The organism is Pseudomonas sp. SDO5215_S409 (genome assembly GCF_054071325.1).
Window position 1 is genome coordinate 46,782 of sequence record NZ_JBSVWN010000030.1, and the last position, 21,196, is coordinate 67,977.

Sequence of the window (21,196 nt, forward strand, 5' to 3'; positions counted from 1 at the left end):
CGATGTGCAAAAATGCCTAAAATTGTTACTACTCCTTTATATTCCCAACCGGTGGAGATTGGACACGATAGCCCCAAGCCGGTGGATGACGGGCTCAAGAATAAATTCGCCAAAGTGAATTATTCGCCCAAAGGCCGTCAAGGCAGCGTTGATGACACGCACATTTCGGATCACCGCCAGCGGCAGGTCAAACTCGATAATGCACCACTCGACAATCGACCCATCGACAAAAAGTTGGAACATCTGGATCTAATGAAATTGTCCTTTGGTCATTTTGATGACGAAGGCAAAAAAATACTGAATACGCCAGAGGACCTCTCCAAAATCCCTTATGCCTCACCTTCTTATGTTGAGTCCGTAAAGTCAGCGAGGCTGGGGTTTAGTGAAGGTCATCAAGTCAAGGAAAAGAGCGCCGGAAAATACGACAGGAAAGATGTTGCGCTATTAAACCGTACCGAGCTCGAAAAAAAGCTGGCCAGCTTCGAAACCTTGCAACCGGCCGTACCTTCTTTTATCAGTGATTTCATTCAAGGCCTGGAAAGAGAAGATCGAACCGGAGGGTACAAGGCCCATCCTGAACAGTTCACGGGCACCCAATTCTTTCCCGGCATAGGCGGTTTTCTTATTTCGCCCAATGAGTCGTATGTTCCCAAAGGCAAGGGGGCGTATGACGATCCAAAGACCGTGAAATATCAGACAGGGGGCATGGCGGTGCTTGGGTACTACGTGCCCGATCAAAAGTTCAACGGCCACCCTGTGTTCAATCAACTCTTCAAGGATGCCGATCACCGTTTAGTTGAAGGACAGGAGCTCTTCAATTCTGGAAAACGGGAGAATCCGAAAGCCTACAAAGAGCGAACTGGAATGGACTACCTTTCCACGTTCTGCGACCTCAGAAAACAGCATATCCCCCTGCTGGAAAACTTTAAATCGGTCATGCTAGACCACTTGCAAGATATTTATGGCGTCGATCCCAAGAAAGATAAAATTCAACTGTACATGCACAAGCCTTTGTACGGAGACGCTAACGTCGGCCTGCACATTCATGCCCGTATCAATCAGGCAAACCATCCCGGTGAACTTGATATACAGCAATTGGATTTCGACCTGGACCAGACTATCAAATTATTGAAAGACGTCCCGGATGACGAGATCAAAGAGGCAATTCTGAACAAGATGAGTGTCGATGGCGCAGGAAAAAAATACGTGGCAATGGCGCCCATCTGGGCACCCAAGGAATACGAGGGAGTCGCCGAGTACTCAAAACGCCCCAACCCCTGGTTCAGGCCTGAATGGAGCCGTTGAAGCGCTGTTTGCAGCCCCTGGACGCGCTAGCTTCATCAGGATGAGCCCGGGCTACTTTTAGCCCCGCCGCCAGTAAGCGCCGAGCGTGATCCGCCTCTGCTGGCCAGCTCGGCCATAGCGCGCTTGGTGACGCAAAGACAGGGACCGTCATCGTCATCAAGCGTCGTTTTTGCTGGTGATGCGGGCATGCCCAGCGGTAAGTTCCGGGCAAGGTTTTCAGCGCAAACCACAGAAACGAAAAAAGACGCCGAAGCGTCTTTTTCGATGATCTGCAGCCTCCAATGGACAGCTGCCGATCTATATTTGGAGCGGGAAACGAGACTCGAACTCGCGACCCCGACCTTGGCAAGGTCGTGCTCTACCAACTGAGCTATTCCCGCGTCTTGGTGTTGCGCATTCTATAGGATCCTGAACAGTCGTCAACACCTTGATTCAAAAAAGTTTATTTCTTTTCTGCGGTGGTCCGCAGATGAGGCCACGCAGCGCGCAAGTATTGCAGCATGGACCACAAGGTCAGCCCGGCGGCAATCAGCAGCAAAGCGTAGCCGGTGAATACCCAGAAGCTGAGCTGCGAAGGGTTGGCTAACAGGATCACCAGGGCCAGCATTTGCGCTGCGGTTTTCCACTTGCCCATGTTGGAGACGGCGACGTGGGCCCGGGCACCGATCTCGGCCATCCATTCGCGCAAGGCAGACACGACGATCTCGCGACCGATAATGACGGCCGCCGGCAAGGTCAGCCAAAGGCTGCCGTGCTCCTGTACCAGCAATACCAGGGCGACGGCCACCATCAGTTTGTCGGCCACAGGGTCAAGAAACGCGCCGAACGGGGTGCTCTGCTTCAATCGGCGGGCAAGATAACCGTCCAGCCAGTCGGTTGCGGCGGCAAACGCAAAGACGGAACTGGACGCCGCGTAGCTCCATTCGTACGGCAAATAAAACAGCAGAATGAAAATCGGAATGAGCAGGACGCGTAGGACGGTGATCAGATTAGGGATATTCATCGGCACAACTGGCTACGAAATGAAAACGCATTCTACTCGCTGTGCAGGTTTGCATAAATCAACTCAGCAAGCTTTTTGCTGATACCAGGCGCTTTGGCAATTTCTTCGATACTGGCGCGGGACAGTTCCTGCAAACCGCCAAAGTGTTTCAACAAGTCGCGCCGCCGCGTCGGCCCTACCCCGGCAACCCCTTCCAGGGTTGAGGTGCGCCGGGTTTTACCGCGTCGAGCACGGTGGCCGGTGATGGCAAAACGGTGGGCCTCATCGCGAATTTGCTGAATCAGGTGCAGCGCCGGGGAATCGCCCTTCAGGGTGAACTCATGGGCCGCATCATTGAGGTACAGGGTTTCAAAGCCAGCCTTGCGGGTCGTGCCCTTGGCCACGCCGAGCAGAATCAGGTCAGGCACCGCCAGCTCATTAAGCACGTCACGCGCCATGGACAACTGCCCCTTGCCGCCGTCCACCAGCAAAATATCGGGCAACTTGCCTTCACCGTCCTTCAGTTTGCTGAAGCGCCGGGTCAGGGCCTGGTGCATCGCCGCATAGTCATCGCCCGCGGTGACGCCCTCAATGTTGTAACGCCGGTAGTCGGCCTTGATCGGCCCCTCCGGCCCGAACACCACGCAGGACGCCACCGTGGCCTCGCCGCTGGAGTGGCTGATGTCATAGCACTCCAGGCGCTGGGGCGGCTCGTCGAGGTTGAGCACCTGGGCCAATGCGTCAAACCGTGCAGCCACATGCTGGCGATTGGCAAGGCGTGCGCCCAAGGCCTGCTCGGCGTTGGTCACCGCCAGTTGCTGCCAGCGGGCGCGAGTGCCGCGCACGCGATGGCTGATGTCCAGCTCACGACCGCGCAAGGCATGAATCGCCTCGATCAGCGCGGGAAAGTCCTCGTGCACCACGTTGACGATCAGCTCGCTCGGCAGGTCGCGCTCAGGGCTGCTGACGTAGTACTGGCCCAGGAATGCCGCCATGACATCGGCCACTTCTTCGTCAATTCCGGTCTGCGGGAAGAAATTTTTGCTGCCCAACACCCGCCCGCCGCGCACGCTGATGAGGTGCACACAGGCGCCGCCCGGGTTGACGAAGGCCGCGATGACATCAACGTCGCCGCTGCCCCCCTCCATGCTCTGTTGGTCCTGCACGCGGCGCAGCAGGGAAATCTGGTCGCGAAGCTCTGCGGCGCGCTCGAAATCCAGGATGCTGGCGGCCTGTTCCATGGCGCCGGACAACTCATCGGCCAGCGCATTGCTGCGCCCCTCAAGAAACATCACTGAATGGCGCACATCTTCGGCGTACTCCTGCGGCTCGACCAGGCCCACGCACGGGGCTTTGCAGCGTTTGATCTGGTATTGCAGGCACGGGCGGTTGCGGTTCTTGTAAAAGCTGTCTTCGCACTGGCGCACAAAAAAGGCTTTTTGCAACAGGCTCAGGCTCTCGCGTATCGCGCCAGCACTGGGATAGGGCCCAAAGTACTTGCCCTTCTGCTTTTTGGCGCCGCGATGGATGCTCAGGCGCGGGAATTCCCCGTCGGACAAAAACACGTACGGGTAAGACTTGTCGTCACGCAGCAGGATGTTATACGGCGGCCGCCATTCCTTGATCAGCGTCTGCTCAAGCAGCAGCGCCTCGGTTTCGTTGGCGGTGATGGTGGTTTCCACCTGGGCGATACGCCCCACCAACGCAGCGGTTTTGGGCGCAAGGCCCGTCTTGCGAAAGTAACTCGCCAGGCGGTTTTTCAGGTTCTTGGCTTTACCCACGTAGAGCAGGCGCGCATCGCTGTCGAACATGCGATACACACCGGGGCGGCCACTGCAGGTAGAAAGGAAAGCACTTGGATCAAACGGAGTCGTCATTTCAGGCGCTGGCGTCCACCATGCCGTGGCGCACCGCCAGCAGGGTCAACTCGACGTCGCTGCTGATCGCAAGCTTCTCGAAAATACGGTAGCGGTAGGTGTTCACGGTCTTGGGCGACAGGCACAGCTTGTCCGAAATCGTCTGCACCTTCTGGCAGCCGACAATCATCAGCGCGATCTGGATTTCCCGCTCCGACAGCGCGTCGAACGGCGACTCGCTGGTCGGCTGGAACGATTTGATCGCCAATTGCTGGGCAATCTGCGGGCTGATGTAGCGCTGTCCCGCAAACACCAGGCGAATGGCCTGGACCATTTCCGACAGCCCCGCCCCTTTGGTGAGATAGCCCGCCGCCCCTGCTTGCAACAGGCGCGTCGGAAACGGATCTTCCTCGCAGGCGGTGACCGCGACAACCTTGATATCCGGATGGCTGCGCAACAGTTTGGTGGTGGCGCCAAGACCGCCGATTCCGGGCATCTTGACGTCCATCAGCACCACATCGGGCTTCAATTCCCGAGCCTTGATCAGGGACTCTTCCCCCGATTCGGCCTGGCCGACTACTTGCAGGCCATCGATGTCAGCCAGCATTCGTGTAATGCCTGTACGAACGAGATCATGGTCATCGACTACTAGCACCCTAATCAAGCAGACACCTCGCGATATGGTCTTTTCAGGTTGCTGGACACCTTAGCAAAAAAGCGGCGCACAGACCTAGCTGGAAGCGTCATATATATAGTGTTTCCCCGCACAAACCGCCGCTCGCGAGCAGCAGACCGCTCTATTTCCTGCGTAAAGGGTCAGAAAAACCTACAACACGTACAGAAGATCCGGACCTGTCTCACCCCTAAAAACAGCGTTAATCGCCGTGCCGCACATTCAGTTCCATGCGCCAGAAGCCCTCTTCTTCCCCCACAATGCTCAGGCCATGACGTTGATACAGCCTTCTGGCCGGGTTGGTCTTGAACACGGTCAACCGCAAAAGCCCCAAACCCAACGCCCGCGCTTTGAGCACCATGAGCTGCAATGCCCACCCACCCGCACCTTGGCGGCGATACGCCTCCAGCAGATGTAACTCGCGAATATACAGCGCGTTCTCATCCACACTCAGACTGATGAACCCCAGCACCGTTTCATCGCGGCAGATCAGCCAGTTCTCGCGCCCACCCCACGCCATGTCGAAGCCCTCGTCGGACCAGACCAGGTCGTACTGCCGGTAATAGTTGCCCATCGCCTGATGCGTCAGCGTGCGGGCGAATGCCAGGTGCTTGCGAGTTGCGGGCTGGAGTTGAAACGCCATGGTTACGTCAAACCTCTGTCACTTCGCCGCGCCAATTGCCTTGCGTATCACGACGGGCAATCACCAACCTGTCGCCCGTACCCGGCGCTTGCGCGATCAGATGCCCGTCGGCGCCCCAGATCGCGCTGCGCCCCGCGGGGATAATGCACGCAGCATATCCACCCACCGACCATAGCCGTAAGCCCCCCAGGGCCATAGAAATTACTGATTGAATCCCACCGCGTGCCTCTAGTAAGCTCACCCCCATCATTTGGAGACACACCATGTTGCAACTCACCCTCACTCAGGTTTGCCCCTCGATCCGCGCCAAGCGCTCGGTGATGGCTGCCCGTGTGAACGGTTTGGCTGCACTGGTCAGCTTTTATTTTGGGTATTGGTTTAGCCACTGGCGCGCCTGATACCTGAAATTCGGCGCCCACTACTCGAGGGGACGCCACCAGAGAAATCTAACCCCCGGTCGGCTCCCCGACCGGGGGTTTTGTTTTTTCAGGCCCCTGCCATTTTTGGAACACTTAAAAGGAATCGCGACATGAACTACACCGCCTATTACCGCTACTGCACCTCCACCGCCTGGCGATTTACCAAGCTCCGTTCGGGACAGCCTGCCGCCTCCGATCGGTCACCTATTGGTGGCAAGCCAACACACGTAGCCAATCCGACCAATTGTCGAACACCCCAGTAGGCCGAGCCTGCGGGAATCGCCCGCCGCTCGCCCAGGAAGCCTTGCATATGAACTCCTCTGTCGCCGCTCTGCCTGTATCCGCCCTGACCAGCGCCAACGAAGCCCTGACCCAGCGCCTGCCCAGCGCCCTTGAGCTCAAGCACCAGTTGCCGCTCAGCCCGTTCCTCAACGAACAGATCCGCACCCATCGCCAGGCCGTGCGCGCCATCCTTAATGGCGAAGATTCACGCCTGCTGGTCATCGTGGGCCCCTGCTCGATCCACGACCCCATATCTGCGATGGAATACGCGCGCAATCTCAAAAAGCTCGCCACAGAAGTCAGCGACCAGATGCTGCTGGTGATTCGCGCCTACGTCGAAAAACCGCGCACCACCGTCGGCTGGAAAGGCCTGGCCTACGATCCGCACCTCGATGGCAGCGACGACATGGCCGCGGGCCTTACCCTGTCCCGGGAACTGATGCGCGAAATGCTGCGCCTGGGCCTGCCGGTTGCCACCGAATTGCTGCAGCCCATGGCCGCCGGGTACTTCGATGACCTGCTGAGCTGGGTGGCCATTGGCGCACGCACCACCGAATCGCAGATCCACCGTGAAATGGCCAGCGGCCTGAGCATGCCCGTGGGCTTCAAGAACGGCACCGACGGCGGCGTCGGCATCGCCTGCGACGCGATGCGCTCGGCCGAGCACCCGCACCGCCACTTCGGCGTCGACAGCCAGGGCCACCCGGCGATCATCCAGACCTCGGGCAACCCCGACACCCACCTGGTACTGCGTGGCGGCCATCGCGGGCCGAACTACGATCGCCAGAGTGTGGCGCAGGTCAAGCAAGACCTGGCCAAATCCCGCGTGGCGGCGCGGATCATGGTCGATTGCAGCCATGCCAACAGCGGCAAAGACCCGCTGCGCCAGCCAGCGGTGTTCAACGACGTACTGGAGCAGCGCTTGCAGGGCGACACATCGTTGGTGGGCATGATGATCGAAAGCCATCTGTTCGAAGGTTGCCAGCCATTGAGCGCGTCGATGCGCTACGGCGTGTCGGTGACCGACGGGTGCCTGGGCTGGAACGGCACCGAGCACCTGTTGCGCAGCGCCGCCGAAAAGCTGCGCGCCAGAGGTTAAACGCCAGGGCCGTGCCGGAACGTTTGATTCAGGCCGGCAGTTGAAAGCGCTGGCGGCCGCCGGCCAGCAAGCCATCCATCCAGGCTTCGGCGATCTGGATGGCTTGCTGGGGCGTGAACGTGTCAGGGTTGAGCCCCAACTCCAGCCACAATCCGTCCAGCAGCGCACTCAGGCCGATGGCCGCAAGGCGTGCGTCAAACCGCTCCCAACCTTCTTGCCCGGCCATGTCCATCAACACCGAACGCATGAGGGCGCGGTACTCGTCGTAGAAATATTCATGCGCCTGGCTGATAGCCGGGGCAGTCTTCACCGCGCCCCAAAAGGCCAGCCATGCATCCAACAGCTGCGGGTCAAGCAAGGCGGGGGAAAAAGAGCCCTGGAGAAAAGCCGACAACTGCGCTCGCGGGCTTGGCGGCGCGTTGGCCATGGCGTCACGCAACAGGTCCATCACCTGGAGGGTAACGGACCGATAGGCTTGCGCCACCAATTCATCCTTGCCCGAATAGTGGTGGCTGATCAGCCCCAGCGACACGCCCGCCTCGGCGCTGATCCTACGGATCGACGTCCCCTGGAAACCATGGCGCGTGAGGCAGACCAGCGTTGCGCGGACCAGATTGGCCTTGCGCGACTGCGGCTCCATTCGGGAGAAACGGGATTCCTGGTTCATGATGGGAGTTCCTTCGGTTGAGTCGGCCGCACGACTCTACAGCAGTCCCGGTAGCCCGGCGATCTCCGATCCGGCGGGCAGAATCACACCGGCGTCGGAACACGGCCAAAGCCTCAAGCGCCTGCGCTTGAGGCCTGTGCATCGTCAGTCAAACTTCCAGTTCAAACCTACGCGCAACATTTGCCCGTCGTTCTTGAACTTGGAGTCGTAGCCCGTGCCAGCACCGCCGCTGCCCGGAATAACCGCCACGTTGAGCTTGTCTTCGCCCAGGTCGTAGTAAAGGTATTCGGTCTTGAACGAGAGGTTTTTGGTGATGGACTGTTCGATGCCCGCGCCCACGGTGTAGCCCATTTTGAAGTGGCTTTGGTCGCCACTGAACTGGGTGTTGCCGGTAGGGCCGAACATGTCGACGCTCTGGCTGGTTTCGCCATACGCCAGACCCGCGGTGCCGTAGATCAGCGTGTGGTCAAAGGCATAGCCAAAACGGCCACGCAGCGTACCGAGGTATTTGATCTTCGATTCAAACTTGTTGTTCAGCGCCAGGCGGGTGTTCAACTGCGCGGTGCCGATGTTGCGGCTGTCTTGCAGGTCGGTGTGGGAGATGTCGGCCTCGACGCCCGCCACCCATTGGCCGAACTGATAGTTGTAGCCAATTTGCGCGCCACCGATAAAGCCGTTGCGATCCAGGTCCACCCGGCCCGGACGCGCGCCGCCATTGATGTTCGCAATGTTCGGCGCGGCCTGGCCTTTGGTGTTGACGTCGCCATCGCCCCCAAAACCATAGCCTGCGTTCAAGCCGCCATAAAAACCGGTCCAGTCGGTAGGGCCGTTGTCAGCCGCCTGGGCGCCTGCCGAAGCCACCAGTGTGATTGCCGTAACGGCGAGTAAACGAGTGATCATGTAAAGCTCCTGTCGTTATTGGTTGATACACGAACACGGCTTCGCCGCACGCCGATGGCAACCGGCATGGGGCGTAACAGCGTGCGTGAGGGTGCTACAACCGGGTCGAGCGACCCGGGGTGAATCGGTTGAATTTATTGGCCAAGGAAGCGGTAGTCGGCGCGGTATGGCTCCACGTGCATGTCACCTTCACGTTCGCAACTGCCGCTGTATACGCCGCCTTCAGTGTGCAGCCGCTGCACGGCCACCACGCGCGACAAACCGCCCGTGCCCTGGTGCGACACCACGTCCAGGCGCAACAACGCGATATCGCGAGGCGTTGCCCCCGGCACCTGTGCCGACACCTTGCCGACGACACTACTGCGGTCATCCAACTGCCAGGTAGGCCCTGCAAAATGGCGTCCGACCGTCTTGCCATTGACCATTAAAGTCGCCAGCGGCTCACGAAACTGCCAGGTCAGCTGGCCGTTGCTGTCCTTGGCGCAGTTGTAAATCTGCACACCTTCGGCGCGCGCCGTCAGCAGCAGGGTCTTGGCCTCGCCGCTCAACGGGTCGTCGGGCAAGTCTTGCGCTTGGGCGCGTTGGGCGTCGATGGCGCACACCACCAGAATAATCATGCCCACCACTTGCAATACCAGCAGCACCAGGCGATTACGGCGAGCCACAACGTCAGGATCGGTGCCGTTCATTGCTCGCCTGCCAGGAAAAGTTTTAAGGAAAGTCTGTCCAATCATGTCGGGATCCGCCGGTGTTCAATCACAAGAAGCTGTGAGCGTCTGCAGGATGAACAACCCGCCCGACGGTTTTATTCCCGACTTTTTTCAAACCTGGAAAAACTCGCCAACCCTTGATTCGACGCCCCTGGCAAAGGCGCTTGAACCACGCGAAACCATACGAAGAACACCCGGCAACGGCGCTTTATTCCATGATTTTGCTCAATGGGATCCGCCGAAAACCATGGACAAAATTGTCTTCTTTGCACGCCCGTCCAGCAGGTAGCCTTCGACCCTGCGAGCCTTGCGCACGCGTGACTACCGACAGCAAGGCAGCATCGGTCCCAGACCTCCAAACTGTTTATCAGTGGCACCCACGTGAAGAAACTTTCGATAGTCCTGTTACTTGCCGGGATGCTCCAATTGCCCCTGGCCACGGCGGCCTCGAACAACCTTGCGGTGATTTCCTACGCGGAAAAATCCCTGCACCTGATTCGAGCCACAACGCTGTACACCATTGGTGCCGGCACCCACTTGCAGGGCGGCGACATCCTGCAAACAGGCGCCTCGAGCGCCCAGATTGAAGGCCTGGCGCCAGCGATCCTGGCGCTGGGGCCGGACACGCGCATCCTGATCGCCACCAATAGCAAGGCGGTGCAAATCAATTTGCTCAGTGGCTGGTTGAAACTGCAACCGCTGGCGACAAAGTCCAGCGCCAGCCTGGCGGTCAACGCCGCAGGCCTGGCCTTTAACGTGACCGACAGCGCCAGCGTGCTTCACGTCGGCACGCGCCAGACCGAGATGTTCGTCGAAGACGGCAGCCAATCCGTGACCGAACTGGACACCCGAGGCAAGCCCGGCCGCACCCTCACCCTGGGCCGTGAAGACTTCGCGCAACACCAGGGCGACGCCCCGCTGAAGAACGTCGGCCGCCCGGAGCAAGCGTTTGTCGACGCCCTGCCCCGGCCTTTCCTGGACCCTTTGGTGCCGCTGGCCAAAAAGATCCCCGCCGAACCGGCCTTGAAAAAGGAACGCGAGGTCAACTACGACGACATCGCACCGTGGGTCGTCAGCCCGCTGAACCTGAGCCAGCAGATGCTCGCCAGCCGTTTTGCCCCGCGCCTCAGCGACCCGGCGTTCCGCCAGGCCGTGAAGGTCAACCGCGGTGGCGTGCTGGAATGGGAGCTTGAACTGCTGCGCCTGGAACGCCGGAAAAACCCGCATTGATGCGCTTGTCGCTTAACCTCGTCAGCCCCCAAGAGTCCTTATGAAACTGTCGCTCGCCGTAAAATTCAACGTGGTGTTTCTGGTGGTGTTTGTGGTCGGATTCATCGCCACCAGCCTCGCCACCAACTACATGCTGCAACAGAGTGCGCGCCGGGAAACCCTGGAAACCGCACGCCTGCTGATGCGCTCCGCCACTGCTGCCAGCACCTACACGGCCGAGCAAATCGTGCCGCTGTTGCAGAACCGCCTGAAATTCCAGTTCCTGCCGCAGTCCGTGCCGGACTTCGCTGCCATCTCGCACTTGCAGGAACTGCTCAAGTCCTACCCCGACTATGCCTACAAGGAAGCCACCCTCAATCCCACCAACCCACGGGACTTGGCCAACGACTGGGAAAAGGACCTGATCAACAACCTGCGCAACCAGCCGACCGCCGATGAGCTGGTGGGCGAACGCGTCGACAAAAGCGGCCCGGCTCTCTACATCGCGCGGCCGATCCAGATCAAGGACCCGGCGTGCCTGGCTTGCCACAGCACCCCGGACGCGGCGCCCAAAACCATGGTCGACATCTACGGTGCCACCAACGGCTTTGGCTGGAAGCTCAACGACACCATCGGCGCGCAGCTGGTGTCGGTGCCCCTGGCCCTGCCCCTGCAACGGGCCAGCAGCATGCTGCACAGCTACATGCTGTCGATGCTGGGGATTTTTGCCGTGTTGTTCGTCGCCCTGAACGTGGCCGTGCACCTGTTCGTCACCCGCCGCCTGCGTCAGATGTCGGCGCTGGCCGACCGGGTCAGCCTGGGTGAAACCGACGTGCCGCCCCTGGACATTCGCGGCAACGATGAACTGGCGCGCCTTGGCCAATCCTTTGGCCGCATGCGCACCAGCCTGGTCAGCGCCATGAAGATGCTCGAGGAATAGGTGGGCCGTCATGCTTGAACAACTCGGCAAATACCGCATCGACAGCGTGCTCGGCAAGGGTGCCATGGGCACCGTGTACAAGGCGTTCGACCCGTTCATTGCGCGCACCGTGGCGCTCAAGACCATCCGCAAGGAACTGTTCGGCGACAGCCATCACGTCGAGCTGGTCAGCCGCTTCAAGAACGAAGCCCAGGCTGCCGGTCGGTTGATGCACCCCAATATCGTCGCGGTGTACGACTACGGCGAAGACGAAGGCTCGGCGTACATCGCCATGGAGTTCGTCGAAGGCACGCCGCTCAACACCCTGCTGGCCACCCCGCAGCCACGGGACCTGAACCGCAGCCTGGGCTGGATGCGCCAGCTGTTGCAGGCCCTGGACTATGCGCACTCCAAAGGCGTGGTGCACCGCGATATCAAGCCGGCCAACCTGCTGATCACCGCCGACGCCCAGGTCAAGGTCACCGACTTCGGCGTGGCCCGCCTGGACTCCTCGACCCTGACCCAGACCGGTTCGATGATCGGCACGCCCAGCTACATGTCGCCCGAGCAGTTTTGCGGCGAGTTGATCGACGGGCGCTCCGACGTGTTCTCCGCCGGTATCGTGCTGTACCAGTTGTTGACAGGCGAACGGCCGTTTTCCGGTTCGGCGACGATGGTCATGCAACAGATCCTGAACCAGACCCCGGTGCCGCCGTCGAGCCTCAACCTCACGCTGGACCCGGCCCTGGACAACGTGATCGAACGCGCCCTGGCCAAGCGTCCGAGTGAACGCTATGCCTCGGCGCGCGCGTTTCTGGAAGACCTGGAAGCGCTGGTCACCACGACCACCACCGGCAGTTGGGTCGCCAGCGACATCGACGATGACCGCACCGTGCTGCTGCGCCCCAACCAGACCTTCGCCAGCGGCCTGCAACCGCCGCCTGCCCATAGCTCCGCCACCACCTCGGCCATCACCGAAACGGTGGACACCCTGACGCCCTGGAAGCTTGCGGTGATGCCGCAGCTGGAGTCGCTGCTGTCCCATCAGATCGGCCCGCTGGCGCGCTTTCTGGTGCGCAAGAGCCTGACGTCAGCCGACGACTTTGACGCCGTTTGCGCCTCGCTGCTGCCGCACATCCCCTCCGAGCGCGGCCGCGAACAATTCACCAGCGCCAGCCAGTCGTTGTTTCAAAGCCTGGCCCCGCACACCTCGGTGACACAGACCGTCAGCGAACCGACTGCAATCACACAGGCCGCGCCCGCCACACACATCACCCAAGCCGCCGCGGCCACCCAACTGACGCACGCGGCCCCGCCCGCCGAGCCTGAACTGGATGCGGCCTTTACCGAGATGGCCGAGCGTCGGCTGACGGTATTCATCGGCCCTATCGCCCGCATCGTGGTCAGCCGCGCCGCGCGCAGCACTTCATTGCGTCAGCCGTTTCTGCAAAAGCTGACCGAACATATCGAGAGCGAGGCGCAGCGCCTGGCATTTCTCCACAGTTTCGAGCCCAATTCATGACCGATTCTTCGCTGAGCGCCCGCGGGCCACACTGTCTGGCCACGGCGCTTGCCCACGGGCTGAGCGATGTCGGCCAAGTGCGCGAAAGTAATGAAGACAACTTTCTGGCCGCCGCCGACCTGGGCCTGCTCGCCGTCGCCGACGGCATGGGCGGGCACGAGGCCGGTGCGCTGGCCAGTGCCGAAACGCTGATCCGCCTGCGCGACTACCTCTACGCCAACCCGCTCAACCTGGTCACACCGTGCAACGACCCGGACGCCACCTGGTCAGACCCGCACATGCAGGCGATCGGCGTGCTGCACAACGCCATCGACCATGCCAACCGCTGCATCTACGACCTGAACGTGGCGCGCAAAATGAGCGAAGGCAGCGGCATGGGCACCACGCTCACCGGCCTCTGGCGCCCTGACGAAGAGGGGCCACTGCTGGTGTTTCATGTGGGCGACAGCCGCTTGTACCGCTACCGGGACGGCGAACTGGCCCTGCTCACCCGTGACCAGACCTGGTATCAACAGGCACTGGAGGCGGGCAAGGTGGACCGGCTCCCGGCGCGCAACCTGTTGCTGCAAGCCATTGGGCCTGCGCCGCTGGTGGAGCCGCAAATTCGTGCACTGGCGGTGCTGCCCGGGGATGTGTTGATGCTGTGCAGCGACGGCCTGCATGGTTGCGTGCCGCACCAGGAAATGACCGCCGTGCTGGCCGCCACCCGCCGCGCCACCCTGGCCACCGCGTGTGAACGCCTGGTGGACCTCACCCGCGAGTATGCCGGGCGTGACAATGTGACGGTGTTGCTGGCCTGGTGCGATCGCTGAAAGCGCGCCCGCAGCGGGAGCACTCGTGATTTTTGGTAAAGAGTCCTTTTCGGGCCCGGCGGTTTTTCCAGGGGAACGATGGGCAGATACTCGACTCCATTCTTCACACCCACTCCAGGAGTTACCCCATGTCTATTCCCGCCTTTGGCCTTGGCACCTTTCGCTTGCAAGGCCAGGTTGTCATCGATTCCGTGCGCACTGGCCTCGAACTGGGTTACCGCGTGATCGACACTGCGCAAATCTACGAAAACGAAGCGGATGTCGGCCAAGCCATTGCCGACAGCGGCGTGCCACGCGAGGACTTGTTCATCACCAGCAAGATCTGGGTGTCCAACTTCGCCGAGGGCCAGTTGATTCCCAGCCTCAAGGAAAGCCTGCGCAAGCTCAAGACTGACTACCTCGACCTCACCCTGATCCACTGGCCCTCGCCGCAAGACCAGGTGCCGGTCGCCGAGTTCATGGGCCAGTTGCTGGAAGCCAAGCGCCTGGGCCTGACTCGCCAGATCGGCGTGTCCAACTTCACCGTCGAGCTGATGAAACAGGCCATTGCTGCCGTGGGCGCCGAGCACATCGCCACCAACCAGGTCGAACTGCACCCTTACCTGCAAAACCGTACGGTGGCGGCGTTCGCGAAGGCTCAGAGCATCCAGGTCACGTCCTACATGACCCTGGCCTACGGCGAGGTATTGAAAGACCCGGTGCTGCTACAGATCGCCGAACGCCATCAGGTCACACCTGCGCAAGTGGCCCTGGCCTGGGCGATGCAGCTGGGTTACGCGGTCATTCCCTCCTCTACCCGGCGCAGCAACCTGCAAAGCAACCTCAAGGCCCAGGACCTGACCCTGAGCGACGCCGACATGGCCCAGATCGCAAGCCTGGACCGTGGTCATCGCCTCACCAGCCCCAAGAACCTGGCGCCACAGTGGGACTAAACCACCGGGCTGCGGGACAACTCCCGCAACCACGGCAATACCCGCAACCCCTCGAAGGGTGACGGCGGGTCGATGATGTCCATGAAGTGTTCCAGGTTGATGCTGTCCACCGCCCCCGGCAAACGCACCAGCACGGCCGGGTTGGCGGCGGCGGGCGCGCCCACGTCGCGGTCGTCGTAGACCAGCACATGGCGCGCCTGGAATACCGGCGCGTCGCCGCCCGGGGTCAACAGCCCCGCGTTGACGATCAACACATCAAAGGGTTCGGCCGGGATGGCCATGAGGATCAACACTTCTTCCAGGGTTTGCACCGGGATCACCCGGTAGTACCCCAGGTGGTTGAGCATTTTTTCGATATACAAACGCTGCAGGTGCTGTTCATCGGCGATCAGGATGGTCAGTGCTTTGTTGGGCATGGCGAATCCCCGCGCTCTTTCAATAAGGAGCCGCCCATTGTCCAGACATATCCCGAAGACAAAATCAGCGTTGTTCCACCTTCATGCAGGAAGATTCCTAAATCTACCGAGCGGCACTATTCGTCCGTCAAGGCTGATTGCAATAACTCCCCAGGCTCTGAAGCAACGCATCGATAGCCTGTTGCACGCCCTCGACCGCTGAACCCAGCGCGACCGGGTCCTGCTGTTCGCAGGCGGTTTCCAGCGTTTCACAGCACTGCACCAACACCTGCGCCTTGACCATGCGGGCGCCCCCCTTGGCCCGGTGTGCCAGGTTGTGCAGGCCGGCAAAATCGGTTTGTTGCAGCAAGTGGGGAAACAGCACGCGATCGGCCTGCAAGCTCTCGAGCAGCGCGGCCAGCAGTTCCTTGACCGCCTCGGTATCGGCGCCGGTCACCTTGACCAAATGGCTCAAGTCCACCCCCGCAATCAACCCCGGCTCATCGCTGGCAACGCTGCAAGGCGTGGTTGTGCGCGAGGCCAGCGCGGCTTGCAGGTCCTCAAGCCCCGTGGGTTTGAACAGGCAGCCGTCCATACCCGCCAGGCGGCAGCGTTGGGTCTCTTCGGGTTGGGCGTTGGCGGTAAACCCGAGCACCAGACACGGCACCAGGCCGCGTTCACGCTCTTGGGTGCGAATGTCGCGGGCCAATTGATAACCGTCCTTGAACGGCATGTTGCAGTCGGTGATCACCCCGTCGAAACGGCCAGACAACCACCGCTCGAAACCTTCGACCCCATCTTCGGCGGTCGTAATGTGATGCCCCAGAAAACTCAGCTGCCGGGCAAGCAGCAAACGGTTGGCCAGGTAGTCGTCCACTACCAGGATATTCAGCGCATGACTCGGCGCCGTCTCCAGCACCACGGGCAAGGCGGTGGCAGGGGCCACAGGCGCTAGGGCCAACACCAGGCTCATCTCCACCCGTGTGCCCTGCCCCAACACGCTGCTCAAGTGCAATTGCCCGCCCATCATCTCGCACAGGTGACGGCTGATGACCAACCCCAACCCCGACCCGCTGCGCGCCGATTGCTCGGTGTTGCTGCCCTGGATAAACGGGTTGAACAAGCGCAATTGATCGTCGGCACTGATCCCGATGCCCGTGTCCTGCACCCACAACTGCAGGTGCAAGCCGTCATCCTCTAGCGTGGCACGGGCAGCCAGTTGCACCTGGCCTTTGGCCGTGAACTTGATGGCATTGCTCAGCACGTTAGACACCACCTGCTTGAAACGCAGGGGGTCGATCATCACCGCGCGATCGATCAACAGGTCCAGCTCCACCTGCAACGCCAAGCCTTTGTCCCGTGCCAGCCCTTCAAAGACCCGTGCAACCGACTTCAGCAGCGGGTGCAGGTTCGACGGCTCCAGGGTCAAGGACAGATGACCGGACTCGATACGCGCAATGTCGAGAATGTCGCCGATCAACTCCAGCATGCTGCGCGACGCCACCGAGGCCACCTCTAGGGCGTCCCGATCGGCGCGGCCCTGCTCGGCGTTTTTCAGCGCCAGCTCGATCATGCCGATCACCGCGTTCATCGGCGTGCGGATCTCATGGCTCATGGTCGCCAAAAACGTGGTCTTGGCCCGGTTGGCCGCGTCGGCGTCCTCCTTGGCTTCCTGCAACTGGCCGAGCAGGCGCTGGCGCTCGCTCACGTCCACCCAGCCGGCGATCATGCCCACCACCTGATCGTCGCCATCGCGGTACGGCAACATCCATTGATAAATGGTCAGCACCCCGCCGCCCGGCAACTTGAGCACGCGGTCATGCACCTGTGGCTCGCCGCGCGCCATCAGACGCAAATAGTCCTCGTGAAACGAGCGGGCCTGCGGCGGGTTGCCGGTGTCGGTTTCTACCACGGTCTTGCCAATCACCTCGTCGAGCTTGAAGCCGAACACATCCAGGTAAGCGTTGTTGCACGCCATCAACCGGCCCCGGCGGTCGCGCACGTAAATCGGGTGGGGCGTGCCGTCGATCAATACGCTCATGAAGCGCATCTGGTCGCTCAGCGCACGCTCGGCCTGGGCCCGCTTGCGAATCAGGCGGCGCAGGTAAAACGCCCAGCCCAGGGTGATCAGCAACAGCAGCGCCGCCAGGCTGAAGCCTTGGATGATCGCCGTGCGGTGGCGCGCCCAGTAGCTGTTCTGGATCAGCACTTCGCTGCGCCAGTGGTTGGTCAACTCGTCCATTTCCTGCGGGGTGATGGCCAGCAGCGCTTTTTCCAGGATCGAATACAACTCCAACTGGCTGCGGTTCACGCCAAAAGTGACGCGGGCAGGTTCGGTGCCGACGGTGCTGGTGACCCGCAGGCGGTCACGGTATTGGCGGGCGATCATGTAACGCGCACTGATCAACGAATTGATCGCCGCCTCGGCGCCGCCATCGGCCACCAGTGCCAGGGCCTGTTCGGGGTTGTCCACGTCGATGCACTCGATGCCGGGGTATTCCTCGGTGATCCGCTCACGCAAGGTGTTGCCGCCGATAATGGCCAGGCGCTTGCCGCGCAGGTCTTCAAGGGTAATCGGGTTGCCGGGCTCATTGCGCGTGACCAACACGTAGGGGTTGTTCAGGTAGGGCCGGGTGAAGCGCAGCTTGTCCGCCCGCTCGATGCTGGGGGTGACCACAGCCAGCAGGTCGACGCGCCCTGCGCTCACGTCGTCGACTTGCCGGGGCAACGAACTGCCGCGCACCACGTCGAACTTCAAGCCGGTGCGCAGGCTGATACGGGTCAGCACGTCTGCACTCAAACCGGCGAATTGGTCGTGTTCGTCGAAAAAAGACAGCGGCAGGAATTTATCGAGCACCGCCACCCGGACCTTTGGGTGGCGCGCCATCCAGCGCTGCTCACTGGCACTGAGGCGCAACGGCTCCGAACCCAGAAAGCCCAGGTTGCCAGCGCTCCAGCGGCGCAGGATTTCCATCTGTTCATCGGCGGGAATCACCGCCAACGCCGCATTGAGGATGTGCAGCAGGCGGCTGTTGTCACGGGTCACGGCAAAGCCGAACGGGTTGGCTTCCAGCGCCGAATACTCGGCCATTCGCACATTGTTGAAGTGGTTTTTATTGATCAGGTAGTTGGCACTGATGGCATCGCCCAGGTACACATCCGCCTGGCCGAAAGCCACGGCGCCGAGGGCCTCCAGGGTCGAGGGAAACACCTGCAGTTGGGCGTTGGGGTAAAACGCCTGGACCATGGCGGGCGGCAGGTAGTGGTACAGCATGGCCAGGCGCTTGCCGGCCAGTTCGTCGCTCAACGCCTGACTGTCACCGGCGCGGGTCACCAGGGTGGGCTGGTCGTTGGCATAGGAGCGCGACAGCACCAACTGCTTGTCCGCCGCTTCATAGCCGTTGGCGGAACCGAGCAGGTCCACTTCACCGCGCTTGAGCGCCGCGATCACCTCGTCCCGGTTGTCGTAGCGCTGCACCTGCACCAGCACATTCAGGACCTGGCCGACCAGTGCCGCGTAGTCGGCGGTGATCCCTTCCATCTGGTCGTTGTCGTTGGTCAGGTCGAAGGGGGCATAGTCCGGCGCAGAAACCCCCATCACCAGGTGACGGCGTTCGCGCAACCAGCGCCAGTCGTCGGCCTGCAGGTGCGCCGTCACCCCCTCGAGGCTGGAGTGCCCCAGCACCTGCACGGCACGCGGCTCACCCCACGCGGGCAGGCACACCAGACTGGCCAGCGCCACAGCACTGAGGCACATCGCCCGGAACCTGGTCATTTCAGATCAGGTGGTTGCGCTGCGCGAACTTGGACAAGTGCACCACCGACGACATGCGCAACTTCTCCTTGAGGCGAGTCTTGTAGGTGCTGATGGTTTTGTGGCTGAGCAGCATGTCTTCGGCGATCTGTTTGTTGCTAAGGCCAATCGCCAGTTTTTGCAACACGGTCAGCTCACGGTCAGACAAGCCTTCGACCAACTGGATTTCGGTGGTTTGCAAGTCATCCCGGCGTACCGAGCTGGTGGGCAGGCTGGGGAAACAGCTGTAGTTGGACATGACCGCCTTGATGGCTTTTTGCAGTTCGTCCAGCTCGCCGGTCTTGGCCACAAACCCCATCGCCCCGGCGCGCATGCAGCGCGTCGAGAAAAACACTGCCAGGTAAGACGTCAGCACCAGGATCTTGCACGGCAAACCCAACGCCTTGATGCGGCTGATCACTTCCAGGCCGCCGAGCTTGGGCATGGCCAGGTCGAGAATAATCAGCTCCGGGCGCTCTTCCCGGGCCACCTGCATGGCATCGGCCCCGTTTCCGGCCTCATAGATGGTATTGAAGCCTTCCTGCTTCAACAGAAACTTCACGGTTGCGCGGATAAACGGATGGTCATCCACAATTAACGCTTTGCTCATAAGACTCCCCCTGGGAGAACAAATACCCTTGCACATCAGACGGGTCCTATCTACCTGTGAGAAATGACAGTTCCGACAAACGGTTCTGCACACCTCCGGCCGATAGCCCCTTCACTTGAAAACACGGTCACCACGTGAAGCAGCACCTGCAATCCTGCCGAGGCGCAAGCGCGCAACATTAGCAACGGAATGACGTTTCATCTGAAGGGGTAGTCCCAGACCTATGTAGGATTTTTCCTCAGTGCAAGCATAGTCGGGGGAATTGCCGTACAACCTACTCGGTCGTACTGGGGCTCCAGAAAGCCTGGACCACCAGGCTGGAATGGGAAATACGCGCCACCAGGGCGTCCAACTCGTCACCGTCCACCGAGGTCACGGCCAGGGTGGCCTCGATTTCCACTTCCTCGGTGCCGAACGGGCGCACGTCCACGTCGCTGGCCGGGTAGTTGCAGCGCGCAAGCTCTGCTTCCAGCAACGCCAGCACGGCCTTTTGCTGGGTGCGACGGGCAATCACGTAGAGGATGTTGGTGACCTCGGCCGACACCACATCCAAAGGCTGGCGGTTGATGTTGTTGACGATGGGCCGCAGCAGCGTGTTGGCCGCCAGGATAAACAGCGTGCCCAGCGTGGCTTCCAGAATGAGGTCCGCCCCGGCACACGCCCCCACCGCCGCCGACGCCCACAGAGTGGCCGCCGTGTTAAGGCCACGCACATTGCCTTCTTCGCGCATGATCACACCGGCCCCCAGAAAGCCGATGCCCGACACCACATACGCCACCACCCGCACCGCCCCTTCTGCGCCACCGAGGCGGTTGGCCATGTCGACAAAAATCGCCGCCCCCACCGCCACCAGCACGTTAGTGCGCAACCCGGCGGTGCGCTGGCGGTACTGGCGTTCAAAACCGATCAGCCCGCCCAGGATAAAGGCCGCCGACAGGCTGACCAGCGTGTCCACCAGGGAATCGAGGTTGATGTTGTTGATCGCTTGCATGAAACATCTCTCCAAAACGTGAGCGCATACACCGCCCGCCATGCCAGGCATTGCGCGCGGTCGAACATGAATGAGAGGGGATCAGGCAAGCGCCAGAACAGGCTGCTGCCCAGATGCCACTTCTCGCTGTGGGGGCGAGACAACGGCACGGGAAATGCGCGTTATCTTGCCCAGTCAGTGCCGGTAATCAGAACCGGCCGACAACTGTCGCTTGAACAAGTACCCACTGGGGGGCTCCGCTAGTGATGAAAACGGGCGCAGCTTACGCTCCGACTTGAGGAGAGTAAACCGTAGGAAAATTACCGAATGGTGATTAGGACGATTCTTCAGTCCGAGTTCAGAAAGCGCCCCCTGCGCCGAGTGGCGGGACGCGGAGCGTCCCTGGAGGCATTCCCACTCGGAGCGTGGGAACGAGTGGAAGCGGCGCAGGACCCAGATCGTTCCCACGCTCCGCGTGGGAATGCAGCCCGTGACGCT

General features: G+C 61.0%; 20 protein-coding genes, 1 tRNA gene and 1 pseudogene. 9 read left to right on the top strand and 13 right to left on the bottom strand.

Going from position 1 to position 21,196, the window contains the following annotated elements; translation table 11 throughout:
* The first annotated feature begins 12 nt into the window (after window positions 1–12).
* Window positions 13–1,305, top strand: coding sequence for a hypothetical protein (locus tag ACW9H9_RS16640; protein ID WP_457341918.1), 1,293 nt, complete (start codon window positions 13–15; stop codon window positions 1,303–1,305).
* A 304-nt stretch (window positions 1,306–1,609) separates the two neighbouring features.
* Here ACW9H9_RS16640 and ACW9H9_RS16645 read toward each other — a convergent pair.
* The 6 genes and pseudogenes from ACW9H9_RS16645 to ACW9H9_RS16670 all read right to left on the bottom strand — a co-directional run.
* Window positions 1,610–1,685, bottom strand: a tRNA-Gly gene (locus ACW9H9_RS16645).
* Between the two features lie 62 nt (window positions 1,686–1,747).
* Window positions 1,748–2,308, bottom strand: a complete 561-nt coding sequence (gene pgsA / locus ACW9H9_RS16650) for a CDP-diacylglycerol--glycerol-3-phosphate 3-phosphatidyltransferase (protein WP_457342018.1) — start codon at window positions 2,306–2,308, stop codon at window positions 1,748–1,750.
* Window positions 2,309–2,340: 32 nt separating this feature from the next.
* On the bottom strand, window positions 2,341–4,164 hold the full coding sequence (uvrC, locus tag ACW9H9_RS16655) for an excinuclease ABC subunit UvrC (protein ID WP_457341919.1): 1,824 nt from the start codon (window positions 4,162–4,164) through the stop codon (window positions 2,341–2,343).
* Window position 4,165: 1 nt separating this feature from the next.
* Window positions 4,166–4,807 carry a response regulator transcription factor GacA gene (gene gacA / locus ACW9H9_RS16660; protein WP_457341920.1) on the bottom strand — a complete coding sequence of 214 codons (642 nt, stop codon included), beginning with the start codon at window positions 4,805–4,807 and terminating at the stop codon, window positions 4,166–4,168.
* A 211-nt stretch (window positions 4,808–5,018) separates the two neighbouring features.
* Entirely contained in the window at window positions 5,019–5,459 is a 441-nt protein-coding gene (locus tag ACW9H9_RS16665) for a GNAT family N-acetyltransferase (RefSeq protein WP_457341921.1), read from the bottom strand.
* A 7-nt stretch (window positions 5,460–5,466) separates the two neighbouring features.
* Window positions 5,467–5,595, bottom strand: a pseudogene (locus ACW9H9_RS16670) (carbon-nitrogen hydrolase family protein); the annotation flags it as partial.
* A 127-nt stretch (window positions 5,596–5,722) separates the two neighbouring features.
* Between ACW9H9_RS16670 and ACW9H9_RS16675 the strand changes: the two are divergent.
* Together ACW9H9_RS16675 and ACW9H9_RS16680 are read left to right on the top strand one after the other, a co-directional pair.
* A complete protein-coding gene (locus ACW9H9_RS16675; protein WP_457341922.1) occupies window positions 5,723–5,857 on the top strand; it encodes a hypothetical protein in 135 nt (44 codons plus the stop codon).
* A gap of 331 nt (window positions 5,858–6,188) precedes the next feature.
* On the top strand, window positions 6,189–7,259 hold the full coding sequence (locus ACW9H9_RS16680; RefSeq protein ID WP_457341923.1) for a 3-deoxy-7-phosphoheptulonate synthase: 1,071 nt from the start codon (window positions 6,189–6,191) through the stop codon (window positions 7,257–7,259).
* Window positions 7,260–7,287: 28 nt separating this feature from the next.
* Here ACW9H9_RS16680 and ACW9H9_RS16685 read toward each other — a convergent pair whose 3' ends face one another.
* The 3 genes from ACW9H9_RS16685 to ACW9H9_RS16695 form a co-directional block, all read right to left on the bottom strand.
* The gene (locus tag ACW9H9_RS16685; RefSeq protein ID WP_457341924.1) at window positions 7,288–7,926 is read right to left on the bottom strand and encodes a TetR family transcriptional regulator C-terminal domain-containing protein; all 639 of its coding nucleotides are present in this window, start codon (window positions 7,924–7,926) and stop codon (window positions 7,288–7,290) included.
* Between the two features lie 144 nt (window positions 7,927–8,070).
* A complete protein-coding gene (locus ACW9H9_RS16690; RefSeq protein ID WP_457341925.1) occupies window positions 8,071–8,826 on the bottom strand; it encodes an outer membrane protein in 756 nt (251 codons plus the stop codon).
* 134 nt (window positions 8,827–8,960) lie between these two features.
* Complete coding sequence (locus ACW9H9_RS16695; protein WP_457341926.1) at window positions 8,961–9,515, bottom strand: DUF3455 domain-containing protein; 555 nt, start codon at window positions 9,513–9,515, stop codon at window positions 8,961–8,963.
* 43 nt (window positions 9,516–9,558) lie between these two features.
* On the opposite strand from ACW9H9_RS16695, the gene ACW9H9_RS16700 reads away from it, so the two are divergent.
* From ACW9H9_RS16700 to dkgB, 6 genes are all read left to right on the top strand, one after another.
* The gene (locus ACW9H9_RS16700; protein ID WP_457341927.1) at window positions 9,559–9,825 is read left to right on the top strand and encodes a hypothetical protein; all 267 of its coding nucleotides are present in this window, start codon (window positions 9,559–9,561) and stop codon (window positions 9,823–9,825) included.
* Window positions 9,826–9,953: 128 nt separating this feature from the next.
* Window positions 9,954–10,766, top strand: a complete 813-nt coding sequence (locus ACW9H9_RS16705) for a hypothetical protein (protein WP_457341928.1) — start codon at window positions 9,954–9,956, stop codon at window positions 10,764–10,766.
* A gap of 40 nt (window positions 10,767–10,806) precedes the next feature.
* Window positions 10,807–11,685, top strand: a complete 879-nt coding sequence (locus ACW9H9_RS16710) for a c-type heme family protein (protein WP_457341929.1) — start codon at window positions 10,807–10,809, stop codon at window positions 11,683–11,685.
* A 10-nt stretch (window positions 11,686–11,695) separates the two neighbouring features.
* Complete coding sequence (locus ACW9H9_RS16715; RefSeq protein WP_457341930.1) at window positions 11,696–13,186, top strand: serine/threonine-protein kinase; 1,491 nt, start codon at window positions 11,696–11,698, stop codon at window positions 13,184–13,186.
* Window positions 13,183–13,998, top strand: coding sequence for a PP2C family protein-serine/threonine phosphatase (locus ACW9H9_RS16720; protein WP_457341931.1), 816 nt, complete (start codon window positions 13,183–13,185; stop codon window positions 13,996–13,998). The genes ACW9H9_RS16715 and ACW9H9_RS16720 overlap by 4 nt, the downstream gene beginning before the upstream one ends.
* A 128-nt stretch (window positions 13,999–14,126) precedes the next feature.
* Window positions 14,127–14,930 carry a 2,5-didehydrogluconate reductase DkgB gene (gene dkgB, locus ACW9H9_RS16725; RefSeq protein ID WP_457341932.1) on the top strand — a complete coding sequence of 268 codons (804 nt, stop codon included), beginning with the start codon at window positions 14,127–14,129 and terminating at the stop codon, window positions 14,928–14,930.
* On the opposite strand, the gene ACW9H9_RS16730 is transcribed toward dkgB, so the two are convergent.
* From ACW9H9_RS16730 to ACW9H9_RS16745, 4 genes are all read right to left on the bottom strand, one after another.
* Complete coding sequence (locus ACW9H9_RS16730) at window positions 14,927–15,346, bottom strand: chemotaxis protein CheY (protein ID WP_457341933.1); 420 nt, start codon at window positions 15,344–15,346, stop codon at window positions 14,927–14,929. The genes dkgB and ACW9H9_RS16730 overlap by 4 nt on opposite strands.
* Before the next feature lie 127 nt (window positions 15,347–15,473).
* Window positions 15,474–19,100: a transporter substrate-binding domain-containing protein gene (locus ACW9H9_RS16735; RefSeq protein ID WP_457341934.1), complete on the bottom strand. Its 3,627-nt coding sequence runs from the start codon at window positions 19,098–19,100 to the stop codon at window positions 15,474–15,476.
* 1 nt (window position 19,101) lies between these two features.
* A complete protein-coding gene (locus tag ACW9H9_RS16740; protein WP_457341935.1) occupies window positions 19,102–19,728 on the bottom strand; it encodes a response regulator in 627 nt (208 codons plus the stop codon).
* Between the two features lie 274 nt (window positions 19,729–20,002).
* The gene (locus ACW9H9_RS16745) at window positions 20,003–20,719 is read right to left on the bottom strand and encodes an MgtC/SapB family protein (protein WP_457341936.1); all 717 of its coding nucleotides are present in this window, start codon (window positions 20,717–20,719) and stop codon (window positions 20,003–20,005) included.
* Window positions 20,720–21,196: the final 477 nt, after the last annotated feature.

Excerpts from the sequence above, each read along its gene's own strand:
- ACW9H9_RS16640 (WP_457341918.1), top strand. The coding sequence starts at position 13 with ATGCCTAAAATTGTTACTACTCCTTTATATTCCCAACCGGTGGAGATT.
- pgsA (WP_457342018.1), bottom strand. The coding sequence starts at position 2,308 with ATGAATATCCCTAATCTGATCACCGTCCTACGCGTCCTGCTCATTCCG.
- uvrC (WP_457341919.1), bottom strand. The coding sequence starts at position 4,164 with ATGACGACTCCGTTTGATCCAAGTGCTTTCCTTTCTACCTGCAGTGGC.
- ACW9H9_RS16665 (WP_457341921.1), bottom strand. The coding sequence starts at position 5,459 with ATGGCGTTTCAACTCCAGCCCGCAACTCGCAAGCACCTGGCATTCGCC.
- ACW9H9_RS16675 (WP_457341922.1), top strand. The coding sequence starts at position 5,723 with ATGTTGCAACTCACCCTCACTCAGGTTTGCCCCTCGATCCGCGCCAAG.
- ACW9H9_RS16680 (WP_457341923.1), top strand. The coding sequence starts at position 6,189 with ATGAACTCCTCTGTCGCCGCTCTGCCTGTATCCGCCCTGACCAGCGCC.
- ACW9H9_RS16685 (WP_457341924.1), bottom strand. The coding sequence starts at position 7,926 with ATGAACCAGGAATCCCGTTTCTCCCGAATGGAGCCGCAGTCGCGCAAG.
- ACW9H9_RS16690 (WP_457341925.1), bottom strand. The coding sequence starts at position 8,826 with ATGATCACTCGTTTACTCGCCGTTACGGCAATCACACTGGTGGCTTCG.
- ACW9H9_RS16695 (WP_457341926.1), bottom strand. The coding sequence starts at position 9,515 with ATGAACGGCACCGATCCTGACGTTGTGGCTCGCCGTAATCGCCTGGTG.
- ACW9H9_RS16700 (WP_457341927.1), top strand. The coding sequence starts at position 9,559 with ATGTCGGGATCCGCCGGTGTTCAATCACAAGAAGCTGTGAGCGTCTGC.
- ACW9H9_RS16705 (WP_457341928.1), top strand. The coding sequence starts at position 9,954 with ATGCTCCAATTGCCCCTGGCCACGGCGGCCTCGAACAACCTTGCGGTG.
- ACW9H9_RS16710 (WP_457341929.1), top strand. The coding sequence starts at position 10,807 with ATGAAACTGTCGCTCGCCGTAAAATTCAACGTGGTGTTTCTGGTGGTG.
- ACW9H9_RS16715 (WP_457341930.1), top strand. The coding sequence starts at position 11,696 with ATGCTTGAACAACTCGGCAAATACCGCATCGACAGCGTGCTCGGCAAG.
- ACW9H9_RS16720 (WP_457341931.1), top strand. The coding sequence starts at position 13,183 with ATGACCGATTCTTCGCTGAGCGCCCGCGGGCCACACTGTCTGGCCACG.
- dkgB (WP_457341932.1), top strand. The coding sequence starts at position 14,127 with ATGTCTATTCCCGCCTTTGGCCTTGGCACCTTTCGCTTGCAAGGCCAG.
- ACW9H9_RS16730 (WP_457341933.1), bottom strand. The coding sequence starts at position 15,346 with ATGCCCAACAAAGCACTGACCATCCTGATCGCCGATGAACAGCACCTG.
- ACW9H9_RS16735 (WP_457341934.1), bottom strand. The coding sequence starts at position 19,100 with ATGACCAGGTTCCGGGCGATGTGCCTCAGTGCTGTGGCGCTGGCCAGT.
- ACW9H9_RS16740 (WP_457341935.1), bottom strand. The coding sequence starts at position 19,728 with ATGAGCAAAGCGTTAATTGTGGATGACCATCCGTTTATCCGCGCAACC.
- ACW9H9_RS16745 (WP_457341936.1), bottom strand. The coding sequence starts at position 20,719 with ATGCAAGCGATCAACAACATCAACCTCGATTCCCTGGTGGACACGCTG.